We start from the raw sequence: 13,747 nt of genomic DNA, 5'->3' as shown, positions 1-13,747 counted from the left end.
TAACATCCTCGGCCAGTTCTACCTAACCAAATCGTGGTTCTGGCCGGTGGCAATAAGGAGCTTTGCTATGTTTCGCATAGTAATCTTGATGATAACCTTCGGCAGGCCAGAACGCTTGTACTTCCAATAGACGAGTAACCACATTGTAACCACGCTCTTGTAGTAATTTAATCAATACCTGTGCGTCTTCCCGTTGTTCTTCATTATAATAAAAAACCGCACTTTTATATTGTGGACCAATATCAGGACCTTGCCCGGTGCGTTGCGTAGGATCATGGATTTCAAAGAAACGTTTTAGAACCGTGTAATAATCTGTTTTCGCCACATCATAAACCACTCTTGCTACTTCGTAATGCCCTGTATCGCCACGACAAACCTGTTCATAACTCGGATTCATAACTGAACCACCTGAATAACCCACCTCCACGTTCAATACCCCTGGAACAAGGCGTAAAAAATGATCAACCCCCCAAAAACAACCACCAGCAACAATGGCCTCTTCCGTATCCAAAACCTGATCATCAGCCACAAAATCCAGGGACGCCGAATTCACGCAATGGCGAAGATTTTTGTGGGTAAAATACTCACCAGTGAAGACGTGCCCTAAATGCCCATCACACCGGGCACAAAGTATTTCCGTACGTTGGCCATCCTTATCCGGGATTTGTTTGACCGCCTGAACAACATCATCATCAAAACTGGGCCAGCCACAACCAGAATGAAATTGGCTTCGGGCACGAAAAAGAGCCAGGCCGCAACGGCGGCAAAGATACGTTCCGCTTTTTACCAAATGGTCAGTATATTCACCTGTATTGGGATATTCGGTTGCCTTGTCACAGATGATACGTTTGGCAGCAGGCGTTAAACTGGCTGTCTTATCAAGATAATTGCTCACAGATCCACCTCTTAAACAGAAATCGAGCCTTTAGCCATCAGGCGGAAGACAAATTCCGCCTGTTCAAAACCCTCTTGTAATCTACTTAACGCGATTACAAATTTTATCGGCCATATACCCGATTGCACCAGCATAGTAGATAGAATTATTGTAGCGCAAAATCATCTTATAGTTAGGATAAGCGAGGAAAACTGGCCCGCCATTCGGTTGTACGATACTAGCCTCTAGCTCCTGGTGAGGTAAAGGTTGACCGCTTTCAGTACGTACGCCTAGAGCATTCCATTCACTGACTGGTTTAACGACTGCTTTACCCTCTAATTTCATATCAAATTTCGGAGGAAGTTTCACTTGGATAGCCCAAGGCTGACCAGTCTGCCAACCATTCTTTTTCATGTAGTTGGCAATCGATGCGAATACGTCTGCTTTACTTTCCCAAATGTCTTTACGGCCATCGCCATCATAGTCCACAGCAAATTCTAACCAGCTAGAAGGTAAAAACTGTGGTTGGCCTGAAGCACCAGCCCATTCTCCTTTGAAATGCTGTAAGGTTACATGACCATCATTCAAAATATGGAGTGCCAGGAAGAGTTGCTTACGGAAAAAATCCCGTCGATTAGAATCATAAGCCAGCGTTGCTAACGATTTAATGACCGGGAAATTACCCATGTAGGTGCCGTAACTGCTTTCCATCCCCCAAAAGGATACAATAAAGCAGGGATCAACACCGAAATGCTGGCCAATTTCATCCAATAATTCTTTATTCTTATTGTACTGCTTACGTCCCATCATAATCCGGTAATTATCCGCACGCGAATGCAGATATTTACTAAATGTCAATCGATGCTCAGGTTGTGAACGTGCCAGGCCTTTTACTTGGCGGCTTGGCTCACGAATATCTGCAAAGGCTTGATCAAAAACCGTAGAAGAAATACCTTGCTCCAGCGCCTGTTGCCTGACTTCAGCAACCCAGCTATTCCAATTCTGTTGGGCAGCCATAAGCCACTGTGATAGCATCAATAGGCCTAAAGTTGCCGCACGACGTCCCCATTTTTTCATGACCATTCCCCTTATTGTTATTCTTGCTACTACCAAATCAATAAGAACGCTTCGTTTTTGACCAATTAGCACTGTATTTAGCTCACAGCAAGAAGTTGAAAATTTATACAAGCAGGAATCATGCCTGCAAGCGTCGCATACGCCAGTATACAACTAACCGATGAGAAGACCCAAGATCACTCTTTAGATATCAAATCGACCTAATTACATGCTACATCTTGTCTCTTATCCCTAAGATCTTGAGCCGACCTATCTAGCTTTCTCTAAAAAAACCTTATGAATAACTGCGTTCCTTATGGATAACTTGACTTTAGCAGGCGAATTATTAGCAACCACTCATAAAAGGGTCTGCCGCGATGATAAATTCATTAGCTTTACTATTCCCTTAAGCCTATCGAAACAAAAATTTCGTCTTGTTTTTGCACCCAATGCTTCGCTAAACGACTGTTTTAGTGCTACTTTGTAATTAGAAGTCTGAAAATTATACAACCCCAAGGAAGGGCAATGGCTGGCTCAAAAAATAAAATTTCAAAAGTACGACGATTATCAAAATCACGCCCGACAACCATAATTCCTGGTTATCCTGAGCGGGCTTCTTCCTTTAAGGAAGCCAGTGAGTTAATTGTTTTTTTTAATCTCTTTGATCAATTTTTTCAGGCAAATCTTGCTAAAATATCTGCCGGAATAAGTCCCGCAGCCCTCAGCACGGCTTATTTTTCCTGGCTAGCCCAATTAGCGCTCTGCCCAGGCCGCTTAACAGAACTAGCGCTTTATCCACTTCTCCATACCGAAGATTGCGGCAACAAAATTTTATGCGAAACCAGACCAGGTAACGGCCGTGATGTAAGATTCCATACCGAAAATTGGGAGTCCCTCCCTTGGCGTTTTTGGGCCGAGGGCTTTCTCCAAATAGAAGATTGGTGGCGGCGTGCGACCACCGAGATTCCCGGTTTACCCGAACATGTCGAACGAACGGTTGCTTTTTGCATTCGGCAAATCATGGATGCTTTATCACCATCCAATTTTGTATTGACTAACCCTAATCTCTTTTATGAGACAATTCGCTCAAATGGTCTTAATTTAATTCACGGGACTAAACTCGCTCTACAAGACACCCTGGAACGATTAATCGGTGCGCCGCCAGCTGGAATTGAACACTTTATCCCTGGCAAAACGGTGGCTATTACACCAGGAAAAATCGTCTTTCGTAATCATTTGATTGAGCTCATCCAATATAAACCACAGACCCAAACCGTTTTTAGAGAGCCCCTCCTCATATTGCCCGCATGGATTATGAAATATTATATTCTCGACCTCTCGCCAAAAAACTCAATGGTGAATTGGTTTGTTAGCAAAGGACATACGGTCTATATCGTTTCCTGGCGCAATCCAGACAGCAAGGACCGTAATTTAGGCATGGATGATTATTACCGCTTAGGGGCTATGGCAGCAATTGATGCCGTTTCCGCCATTCAACCAAAAACCAAAATTAATCTTATGGGCTACTGCCTCGGTGGTACTTTAGCGATGATTACTGCGGCAGCAATGGCCAGAAATGGCGATGAGCGTCTTAACAGTCTCGTACTATTAGCAGCACAAGGCGATTTCAGTGAAGCAGGAGAACTAATGCTCTTTATCACGGAAAGCCAGGTTTCTTTTCTGAAAAATATGATGTGGGGACAGGGTTATCTGGATACGAAACAAATGGCTGGCTCTTTCCAGATGCTCCGCAGCTATGACTTAATATGGTCAAAAATGGTGCATGACTATATGGCGGGTACTCAACGCGGTCTCATTGATCTGTTAGCCTGGAATGCCGATGCCACCCGCATGCCCTATAAAATGCATAGTGAATATTTGGAAAAGCTTTTTCTCGATAATGATTTTTCTGCAGGGCGTTTTAAAGTTGAAGGCATGCCCGTAGTCGCTGCCAATATTCATTTGCCCGCCTTTATTGTTAGCACAGAAAAAGACCACGTCGCTCCCTGGCGTTCGGTATATAAAATTCATCTGATGATCAATGATGATATTACTTTTGTATTAACCGAGGGAGGGCATAATGCTGGCATAGTTAGTGAGCCAGGACGCAAGAATAGAACTTACCGTATCCACAGGCACAAGAAAGATACAACCTATATTGATCCAACGAACTGGCTCGAAATTGCAACAATCAAACACGGCTCATGGTGGCTGGCCTTACACCATTGGTTGGTTCAACACTCTAGCGCAACACGGGTCTCCCCTCCAAAACTGCCTGACTCTCTTCCTGCTGCTCCCGGCAGATATGTCTTGCAGAAATAAAGCGTTATTGCTTATATTCCTCCTTAAACCAATTGGGTTAAGGCTGGTTGTTTATAGATCCTCATACTTAACGGCAACCTGGATTGATTCATGAAGAAAACAACCATAAGCCTCCCTTCAAAAACACCAACCGTCTTCGGTATATTTTTACTTTTCCTCAAATTAGGTTGCACTTGTTTTGGTGGTCCGATTGCTCATCTCGGCTATTTCAGAGAGGAGTTTGTTCTACGCCAAAAATGGTTAACCGAGCAATCCTACGCCGATTTGGTCGCCTTAAGTCAATTTTTACCTGGCCCAGCCAGCAGTCAGGTCGGTATTGCTCTGGGTTTATCACGTGCCGGACTTAAAGGTGCCATAGCAGCCTGGCTAGGATTTACCTTACCATCAGCTATCATAATGCTAGTATTTGCCATAGCGATGACTCACCTGCAAACGGTGAATAATAATTGGCTGCATGGTTTGAAGGTAGTTGCTGTTGCAATTGTGGCCCAAGCATTGTGGGGGATGGCAAAAATCTTAACGCCTGATAGGATTCGCATAAGTATTGCCCTTGTCGCTGCAATAGTTACCTCGTTAATCGTTGGCATTTTAGGACAACTCATTGTTATGTTGGGAGGCGGTCTATTAGGCTGGTGGCTACTTACGCCACCAACCCAACTACCTCATTGTTCTCTGTCAATACCCATCAATAAAAAGCGTGGTTTGGTATGCCTGACTCTCTTCTTTCTTTTGCTGTTTCTATTACCCGTGCTTGCCTTGGAAACGGAGAGTTATGTGACAACGTTATTTGCTGGTTTCTATCGTGCCGGAGCACTCGTGTTTGGTGGCGGGCATGTGGTTTTGCCCCTACTACAAACATTGGTAGTTCCTTCGGGCTGGGTAACAAACAATCAATTTCTTGCTGGTTACGGAATAGCACAAGCCTTACCAGGCCCTCTCTTTACCTTCGCTGCCTACCTGGGGGCTCTATCCACACAAACACCGGCAGGCTTCGTAGGCGCTAGTATTGCTCTAATCGCCATATTTTTACCGTCCTTTTTGCTAATCATAGGGACCCTGCCTTTCTGGGAAGTCTTACGTAACCATTTTGTTATTCAACGCGCAATGCTGGGAGTAAACGCCGCCGTGGTTGGCCTCTTATTAGCTGCCTTTTATAACCCCGTATGGACAAGTGCTATTTACAATCTCGCTGATTATTTTCTGGCAGTAGTTTGTTTTCTATTATTGCTTTTTTGTAATATTCCTTCCTGGGCCGTTGTTATTTTTGCAGCGGTTGTTACCGGACTTGGTTGGCCATAAGCTGTTATCAGGATGAGTTGCTGTGAGACAACTATAAGCAACTCACCCTCTCTTCCAATCAATCAATATTTATCGTGTAAGAATAGGTATTAAATCCATCATAACTGAGTCCCTTATACTCCATCCCACTACAGGCAGCTCTTATAGAGGGGTGCATCATATAAGGGCCATCTTTAATATCCAATATGCACCAATGATAATCATCATAAGCGACCCCAACGTGAGCGTAACCTGTGTTGCAGGCATCCGTATCTCTAATTTCAAAGCTACGAGGCCCGATTATTAAAAGGTTTAAATCCTGATTATTGTTGGCACTGCGGATATAAATATTTGGATGGGTACTGCTGCTTAAATGAAAATAATCTTTATAACCGCAGAAAAAAGTACTTCGCTGTGTAGAGGCCTGTACATTGGAAAGAAACAAGCCGGCAAGTAAAACAAACACTATCCTCTTCATAATTCACGCCCCTGTGTTAAATGAAAGCACGCGAATTATATGTAAATGAATCCTGTGAAACAACTGATATTGCTTAAGTAATTATTCCCAGGCATCAGGGCAAGAAAAAACATCCTTTTTTAGTCATACAATAGTTGTCATTTTTAAAGAAAACACGATAAGTCAGAATTCTTATAGAAAAACCTCTTTCTCATTCAAACAGTACCCTACCTGCAATTCAAATCATTAAAGCTTCAGCAAACGCTGAAAAATACTTTTTTTTTCAGTCGTTTTTTCCCCAATCCCTAGTTCTTTCAAATTATTAATCAAGTCTTTATAGGGGTCTTCTTTGTCATTAAGTTTTTTTTTCATTTCACCATTCACAGTAACCACATCCTTCAAGGTCTGGGACAATGCAATAATATCAGGGCCTGCGTGACTATTAATTTCCCGGCTTTTTTCCATAGAACTCTGCGCTTCACTCAAATCCTGTAGCAATTTTTCCTTCTCGTCATTACCGTGAAAAACGACTAGCTTGTTAGCCAAAATCACCGTATTTCCGTTAATGCAGGCTATAGCAGTGAAGCCTTCAGGTAAATTGATGCGTTTTACACTCTGATCCTGCAATTGCACGGCAATACCCCCAGCTATCAAAGGTGCTTTAACAACATTTCTTTTGACTTTAGGATTTTGCACCACAAAAACACCTTGTGCTCCTTCGCCGAGTTTTACACTTTGTAAAAATGCACCAATACCACCAGTATCATCAACAGATGAACTATCAGCATGATGAAGAACAAATTGATTATCTTTTTTACGTCGTGCCAATACAGGATTACAAGGACCGAAACTCTGAGAAAATACATGATGGCCTGTTCGAGTTCCATTCACTTCAACCTCATTACCACGACCACTCTGTAATCGAAGTTGTCTAATTATTCCTCTCACTGTAACCAGGTCATTGTTCGCTCGATCCACTTTTTGCTTATCATCAAGTTGGAGATGATTCAGTTTCTCTACATCAAAGCCGTATCTGATTTCACTAGGCGTGGAAGAAACCAGGCCTTTATCCTCAATAAAATAGGCAACCCGTTCTTTTCCACTTCCCAGCAGGATAATCGCATCACGGCCAGTTTTTATTATTTCGTCAATTTTTTCGCTAAGATTTTCATAGTCTTTAAAAAGATAAAGTTCGTAATCAGGCGTTACTAAACTTTGTTCTACTAAGATAATTGGAATATAAACAAAGGATTCAGACATCCCCAATGCCAGATTCCCACCTTCAGAATCCTGGCTTAGAATCTGACCACTTGAAGAAGATGAACGGCTTAGGATAACGATCGGTGGTAAATTGCTCTGTGAAGCCATATTACTCTTCTATTAATCCTATTAATGTCTATTATATGCCACCCAAATAGAAAAAAATGAGCTGATTGTTTTATTTTCCCTCTTTTCTCCTGGCAGTCTGCTGTAAACTGAGCACTATACTACCCGCCAAAGTAATCACGACTACCCCAAGGGCAATATAGATAGGCATCTTGAACCAATAACTCAACAACATTTTAAATCCAATAAATACCAGAATCAGTGCAATACCATATTTAAGTAAATGAAAGCGTTCGGCTATATTTGCCAACAAAAAATAAAGGGCACGTAAACCCATAATGGCAAAAATGTTCGATGTAAAAACAATGAACGGATCGTTTGTAATTGCAAAAATGGCGGGAAGACTATCTAAAGCAAAAATTAAATCACTCACCTCAATCAGTACCAAAGCTAAAAACAAAGGGGTTGCATAGAGCAAATTTCCCTGTTTTATAAAGAATTTTTCCTCATGAAAAGCCGTGCTAACCCGCAGATAAGTTCTCATCCAACGTAAAACCCAATTTTCCGTAAAATCAAATTTTTGTTCAGAAAAGATAAACATTTTAATACCGGTTGCTATCAAAACCAGACCAAAGATATATAAAATCCAATGGAATTTTTCTACCAGAAAAACACCCAACAAAATGATACCCAAACGCATGACAATAGCGCCCATGACTCCATATAATAAAACACGGCGCTGGTATTCATGAGGAACTGCAAAATAATTGAAAATCATGATGAAAATAAACATGTTGTCAATTGAAAGTGATTCTTCAATTAAATAACCGGTTAAAAATTCCATCGCTTTTTGATGAGCGATAACGACGCCGGCTGTATGAATTAAATACCACCAAAGAAACAAATTAAATAACAAGGCCAGGGATATCCAGATTGAAACCCAGGTAAGTGCCTCTTTAATTGAGATACGGTGTGCTTTCCTCCTGCCCAATAAAAAAATGTCAATGGCTAATACCAGGCTCACTAAGAGAAAAAAACCCAACCACATCCACCATTCGCTGATCGAATGCATTTTCTCGCTCCCGGAGCCAGGCCTGCTCCCTTAACAGGGACATGTTATGAAAGTTTAGCAATAAACACGTTTAGCCAGAGGTATGCCAGGATAACCAGTAGTCCTGTAAGGCCTGAATATCACCAGAGCATAATAGAGGCATCGCGGGGGTCAATCGTTCTAAAGGCCAATCCCACCATGCCATGGCTAATAAAATATCGATGGTTTGATCACTAAAACGCTTCCGAATGAGTTTTGCCGGATTACCTCCAACAATAGCGTAGGGTTCAACATTTTTAGTTACTACAGCACGGCTGGCAATAATCGCCCCATGACCGATCTGAATACCGGGCATAATCAATGCTTCGGTACCAATCCAAACATCATTGCCAATAACAGTATTCCCTGCTGCCTGGTAGCCATCTATTGCGCCGCCCAACTCACTTTCATCAAGGTAAAAAAAAGGAAAGGTACTAAGCCAGTCTGTGCGATGGCCCTGATTACCAGCCATCATAAATGCAACGCCACTTCCAATTGAGCAGAAGCTTCCGATAATGAGCTTGTCTACTTCCTCGCTGTCAGGCATGAGATAACGAGCACAATCATCAAAGCTATGGCCATGGTAATAACCAGAATAGTAGCTATACGGCCCCACACTAATATTGGGATTAGTCACTTGTTGTGCCAACGGGACACCCTTAAAAGGGGAATCAAAATAATTTTTTAACATAATCAATACTCTATAACCTTTAATGCGTTACCAATCGATCGTACTACCATCATAGCTTAGTAGTACTTCAGCATGGCTATGATGCTTATGTTTTGCAATGACTTTTAACATACTGGCGACGCTGGTTTGTGCATCGATGGGTGCATCGGAGCCTCCCAAACGAGTTTTTACCCAACCAGGATGCAATAGCATCACATGAATACCTTCATTAGCCACATCCAAAGCGAAAGCACGCATCGCACAATTCAATGCAGCCTTGCTTGTGCGATAGGCATAACTACGCCCTCGCTGGTTATCGCTAATACTCCCCATACGCGAACTAATGTTAATAATTAATTTCTCCTTCCCCTTACCTAATTGGGGTAACAAGGCATCAGCCACTTTCAATGCACCAAAACAATTGATCGCCAGTACCTCTAAAAAATTATCACGTTCTATATTGCCAACCGTCACTCCTTGAGCACCACTAATACCAGCATTATTAACAAGCCAATCGAGAGGTTGCTTACTTAATTTTTTAGCCAAGGCCAAAATAGTTTCGTCCTTGGCAAGATCTAATTGGCAAAGAACGATATTTTTTCTTTGTACTGCCAATTTCTGTAATTCATCGGCTTGTTCGGGCAAGCGGCAAGCGGCAAAAATATGGCTGTCTAACTCACTCAATTGCCTGACAAATTCCAATCCAAGGCCCCGGTTAGCACCAGTAATCAATATATTTTTCATCCTATTAAATACCCAGATCGAGAGAAAAAATGTTGCCCCAAATCAAAACATGTCTCGTACCAAACTGCAATAACTCCCTGGGTCGGAATACGCCATTCTGTTTGTCATGAAAGCCAGTTTTTTATAAGATGAAAATCTCAATCTGACCTGAATAGTGAATCTCAAATCTCATGCACCAAAAAACTATCCTGCTAACTGGTTGTTCCACTGGCATTGGCCATGATGCTGCACTTGCCTTAGCCAAACGAGGGCACCGTGTTATTGCCTCCTGCCGTAAAGACGACGATGTCCAAAAACTGACAGCGCTTGGACTTGAAACCGTTCGTATGGATATGGATGACACGACATCCATTGAAGCGGCATTCACAGAAGTCCTGGCAAAAACTGGCGGGCGCCTGGATGTGCTTATCAATAATGCAGGTTATGGCCAAGTAGGGGCTTTGGAAGATATCTCCCGAGGAGCCTTGCGCAGTCAATTTGAGACCAACGTTTTTGGCCTGTTAGATCTTACCCGCCTGGCTATCCCCCTCATGCGCAGGCAAGGCCAGGGACGCATTATCAATATGAGTTCCATTCTGGGGGTTATCAGTTTGCCTTTTCGGGGTGCTTATAATGCATCGAAATATGCCGTAGAAGGTTTGAGTGATACGCTGCGCCTTGAACTTCAATCGTCCGGTATTCGGGTAATCACTGTAGAGCCTGGCCCAATCGAAAGTCGATTCAGGGATAACTGCATTGATAATTCTCTGCAAAACATTGATAAAGAACATAGTTACTTTCGAGCTCAATATCAGCAGATGCTTGGTAATTACCGCCAGCAAAAAACCGACTCTCCCTTCACACAAGGTACTGATGCAGTCATTAAGAAACTGATTCATGCCATTGAAGCAAAAAATCCGCGCGCCAAGTATCGTGTCACGTTTCCTGCCCATCTTTTTGTATGGCTCAAACGGCTACTCAGTGTCAAAATGCTTGATCGCTTCCTCGTTTATTTGTCTCGAAAAGAGTTAGGTTCAAACTGAATGCATGGCATACATTTCAGCTTTTAGGAGTCTTTTATGAAACGATTGCCCACCTTAGCTCTATTTCTTGTTGCTACCTCTTGTTTTGCAAGCGAAAACGACCTTCACGCTTATGCAGAGTATTGTCTTGAATCAGGGGGACAAGTAGAAGAGATGCCTGCCCAATTTGATGGGCCTTTTGGGCAGGTCAACGGCGGCAGCAAACAGTTCTGTACCTTTAGCATAGATAAGGGCTTTGTTGTGGTTGGTTTAGAATCATTTGCCTCGACCAAACCCAATATCGCTGCTACCTTAATAAAAAAACTGCCTGCTATTCCTTTTGATTCACCTTTGTTTAAAGGTAACTATAATAATCCTTCTTTAAATTTTTGTAAGAACATAGGCGGCTCAAGTATTCCCTTTACAGTTATCTCTGGCGGCTTTGCTAATGAATTAGGGCAAAGTGATATTTGTGTATTTGGTGATGCGTCGATGGTTAGCGCCTGGTCCTTAATTTATATTGCTAATGGCAGAACCGGCTATGAACTTGTCAGAGAAAAGATTAAGGCCGAACCACTTCATCTTAGAATACCGATTTAATCCATAGATAAACAACAGCAGATGTGGTTACCACATCTGCTAAAATCATGATTTTTTCTAACTAACCTAAATAGGCTGCATTATCGGTCCGTACAAAAATTTGAGTAAAATAGAGTTTCCCCCTACTGTCGCGGGCCAGGCCTATACCTGTCAAATTATAACGTCCTTCAATGTTGCGACGATGCCCGGGGCTGGTTAACCATTGCTCAACAACTATTTTTGCATCTCTGTAATTATAAGCAACGTTTTCTGCACCACCATGACATTGTTGAATGTCATCAAAAATGCGCTTAATGCGCTTACTGAAATACTGATGACCAAAGGGGACACGGTGAGTTGCCATATCACGGCTATGACGCTCTGCTTCTTGCGAAATAAGCTTATTCATTTTAAGAGGGGGCAAACCACGTTTTTGACGGTATTGATTCACATAAACCAGAATTTTTTTCTGGTTCTCTGCATCGATAGCAGCATAATTCGTCTTTGCTGCCGCATAAGCCTGAGGCAAAATACTTATTGTCAGGGCAACAATAAGAAAGCTACTCACTAGTTTTTTTATCTTTTTCATAATCTCACTCTTACTCTGCTAATACAGTTTAGATTCTGCTGTAATTTTATGCAGCGCAATAGTGTTACAAAAAGAGCGCTGTTGTCCAGAATTAAACAGCTTTTCGAGCAAATTTAGATCTTATTGACAATAAAGAATCCTAATGCGTTAAGCGACCCCTGTTGTCTTACTCAACGCAAGGCTATATTCTCAATTTGCTCCAATTCATCAACACTCAAGACGAAATCACCAATCGCTAAATCCTCACGCATATGTTGCTGATCGGTTGTTCCTGTCAAAGGCAACATTTCCATTTGGAGTGCGAAGCGAAAAATGAGCTGAGCCCTATTTTTTTGATATTTCTGGGCTAGGGAGTGCAACCAAGGCTGAGAAAAATACTGATAATTGGCAGTCAGTAAAGAAAACCCCTGATAAATAAGTCCCTGCTCTCTACAAAAAGCCCTGATTTCCTTATCCCATTGTTTTACCGCAAAACACCGGTTCTGGACAAAAGTGGGCTTTACTGTCGAGTAAGTATAAAATTCTTCTAACTGCTTAAGAGTCACATTTGAAATTCCCAGGAATTTGATTTTTTGGGCTCGCCACAATGCTTCCATCGCATGCCAAACTTCCCAATCCCCAGTGCTTAGTCCATCGGAAAATAAAGGCCCATGAAGAATATAAGAATCGATATAATCGGTTTGTAAATGCTCCAGCGAACTGCGAAAAGATTGCTGTACCTGTAACTCATAAGAGTCCCTTTCGTGATAGGGTTTGCGGTGATCCTGGCCAGCGGCAAATGTAAATTTTGTTTGCAGAAATAAATCCTGACGCGTTTTTTCACTGCCCGCTAAAAATACTTGAATCCCCCGGCCAACGCCTTCTTCATAATAATGTTTGCGCTGATTTGCCGTATCAATACCAGTAAATCCTGTCTTAAGAGCGGTAATAACCAAATTTTCGGTTGCCTCTTCCTTCCACGCAGTACCATATAAAAACGCTGGAACAATCTGATTATCCTGCTGGTTTTCGCCCTTCTTACCTGACATAAATTTTCTTCCTTATTGGTCCAATAGACTACACAAAAGCGCCCTTGCATTTCTATCTTGAATGCTATCTAATAAAATGATCATTATCGACGGAGAAAGGAATGTCTGTAAGTAATGAATGCCTCAGTTTACTCAATAAATTAGTCAGCGGCTATCAACAAGAAACCAGCGACAAAAATCATACGGAAATTTACTCAACCTTAGCTGAATTGCTTGAAAGGGTCACTAGCAATCAAGCAACGCTTTCTGATACAAAAGTGATTTCTTATTTATCAACTTCATTTGTGTTTTTAATCAGGACTAATCCAGGATTCGCTGCTCGCTGCGAGGCTTTTTTTCTTGCTTATCAACAAGTGAAACCATTAGATTCTTTGGTTAATAGTCAGTTTCAGATAAAAACAGAATTGGATTCATGGCCAGCAGTCAAAGAAGTCTCACAGCCAGAATCACCTGTTCAACCTTATCAATCCGCTTTTTTCACTGAATTACAACGTGAGATCGCCAGGCGTGCCAGGCATAAGATTATAGAAACAACGGCAGCAGCAGAAAAGCAAAGCCAAACATATAGCAGCAATCCTTGTTAAGCGAGCTTGCTCCACAGTTACAAGCTCATTGATAGCTATTCTAATGAGCTTTATTAATTTATAATTTGCTGCTTTAACCCATTTATTTACCTGCCAATGACTCTTATTGTAAATTTATCTACTGTTCATTCTTTGTATCCCATATCCAC

The 13,747-nt window shown here is 42.0% G+C and carries 14 protein-coding genes; 5 read left to right on the top strand and 9 right to left on the bottom strand.

Annotation, left to right across the window (positions count from 1 at the left end; all coding sequences use genetic code 11):
• Positions 1-22: 22 nt before the first annotated feature.
• Both DYC89_RS00580 and DYC89_RS00575 read right to left on the bottom strand, forming a co-directional pair.
• Positions 23-895 carry a bifunctional methionine sulfoxide reductase B/A protein gene (locus DYC89_RS00580; protein ID WP_115220038.1) on the bottom strand — a complete coding sequence of 291 codons (873 nt, stop codon included), beginning with the start codon at positions 893-895 and terminating at the stop codon, positions 23-25.
• A gap of 81 nt (positions 896-976) precedes the next feature.
• Entirely contained in the window at positions 977-1,951 is a 975-nt protein-coding gene (locus tag DYC89_RS00575; RefSeq protein WP_181879289.1) for a lytic murein transglycosylase, read from the bottom strand.
• 504 nt (positions 1,952-2,455) lie between these two features.
• On the opposite strand from DYC89_RS00575, the gene DYC89_RS00570 reads away from it, so the two are divergent.
• Positions 2,456-4,252, top strand: coding sequence for a PHA/PHB synthase family protein (locus tag DYC89_RS00570; protein WP_115220037.1), 1,797 nt, complete (start codon positions 2,456-2,458; stop codon positions 4,250-4,252).
• A gap of 90 nt (positions 4,253-4,342) precedes the next feature.
• Positions 4,343-5,551, top strand: a complete 1,209-nt coding sequence (gene chrA, locus DYC89_RS00565; protein ID WP_115220036.1) for a chromate efflux transporter — start codon at positions 4,343-4,345, stop codon at positions 5,549-5,551.
• Positions 5,552-5,609: 58 nt separating this feature from the next.
• Here the strand turns inward: chrA and DYC89_RS00560 are convergent, their stop codons facing one another.
• The 5 genes from DYC89_RS00560 to DYC89_RS00540 all read right to left on the bottom strand — a co-directional run bounded on the left by DYC89_RS00560 (position 5,610) and on the right by DYC89_RS00540 (position 9,817).
• Entirely contained in the window at positions 5,610-6,008 is a 399-nt protein-coding gene (locus tag DYC89_RS00560) for a hypothetical protein (RefSeq protein ID WP_115220035.1), read from the bottom strand.
• A 225-nt stretch (positions 6,009-6,233) separates the two neighbouring features.
• Positions 6,234-7,355, bottom strand: coding sequence for a hypothetical protein (locus DYC89_RS00555; protein WP_115220034.1), 1,122 nt, complete (start codon positions 7,353-7,355; stop codon positions 6,234-6,236).
• Positions 7,356-7,425: 70 nt separating this feature from the next.
• A complete protein-coding gene (locus tag DYC89_RS00550; protein ID WP_115220033.1) occupies positions 7,426-8,385 on the bottom strand; it encodes a TerC family protein in 960 nt (319 codons plus the stop codon).
• Positions 8,386-8,455: 70 nt separating this feature from the next.
• The gene (catB, locus tag DYC89_RS00545) at positions 8,456-9,094 is read right to left on the bottom strand and encodes a type B chloramphenicol O-acetyltransferase (RefSeq protein WP_115220032.1); all 639 of its coding nucleotides are present in this window, start codon (positions 9,092-9,094) and stop codon (positions 8,456-8,458) included.
• A 27-nt stretch (positions 9,095-9,121) separates the two neighbouring features.
• Positions 9,122-9,817, bottom strand: coding sequence for an SDR family oxidoreductase (locus tag DYC89_RS00540; protein WP_115220031.1), 696 nt, complete (start codon positions 9,815-9,817; stop codon positions 9,122-9,124).
• Between the two features lie 170 nt (positions 9,818-9,987).
• Between DYC89_RS00540 and DYC89_RS00535 the strand changes: the two genes are divergently transcribed.
• Positions 9,988-10,839: an SDR family NAD(P)-dependent oxidoreductase gene (locus tag DYC89_RS00535; protein WP_115220030.1), complete on the top strand. Its 852-nt coding sequence runs from the start codon at positions 9,988-9,990 to the stop codon at positions 10,837-10,839.
• 36 nt (positions 10,840-10,875) lie between these two features.
• On the top strand, positions 10,876-11,418 hold the full coding sequence (locus DYC89_RS00530; RefSeq protein ID WP_115220029.1) for a hypothetical protein: 543 nt from the start codon (positions 10,876-10,878) through the stop codon (positions 11,416-11,418).
• 61 nt (positions 11,419-11,479) lie between these two features.
• On the opposite strand, the gene DYC89_RS00525 is transcribed toward DYC89_RS00530, so the two are convergent.
• Positions 11,480-11,986 carry a CAP domain-containing protein gene (locus DYC89_RS00525; RefSeq protein ID WP_228363592.1) on the bottom strand — a complete coding sequence of 169 codons (507 nt, stop codon included), beginning with the start codon at positions 11,984-11,986 and terminating at the stop codon, positions 11,480-11,482.
• Positions 11,987-12,156: 170 nt separating this feature from the next.
• Positions 12,157-13,014 carry an aldo/keto reductase family protein gene (locus tag DYC89_RS00520; RefSeq protein WP_115220028.1) on the bottom strand — a complete coding sequence of 286 codons (858 nt, stop codon included), beginning with the start codon at positions 13,012-13,014 and terminating at the stop codon, positions 12,157-12,159.
• A gap of 101 nt (positions 13,015-13,115) precedes the next feature.
• Between DYC89_RS00520 and DYC89_RS00515 the strand changes: the two genes are divergently transcribed.
• Entirely contained in the window at positions 13,116-13,598 is a 483-nt protein-coding gene (locus tag DYC89_RS00515) for a hypothetical protein (protein WP_115220027.1), read from the top strand.
• Positions 13,599-13,747: the final 149 nt, after the last annotated feature.

The sequence above is a fragment of the Legionella donaldsonii genome, from assembly GCF_900452385.1.
Lineage (GTDB): Bacteria > Pseudomonadota > Gammaproteobacteria > Legionellales > Legionellaceae > Tatlockia > Tatlockia donaldsonii.
Note: the sequence above shows the minus strand (reverse complement) of the source record. Positions and strands in the feature narration are given on the sequence as shown.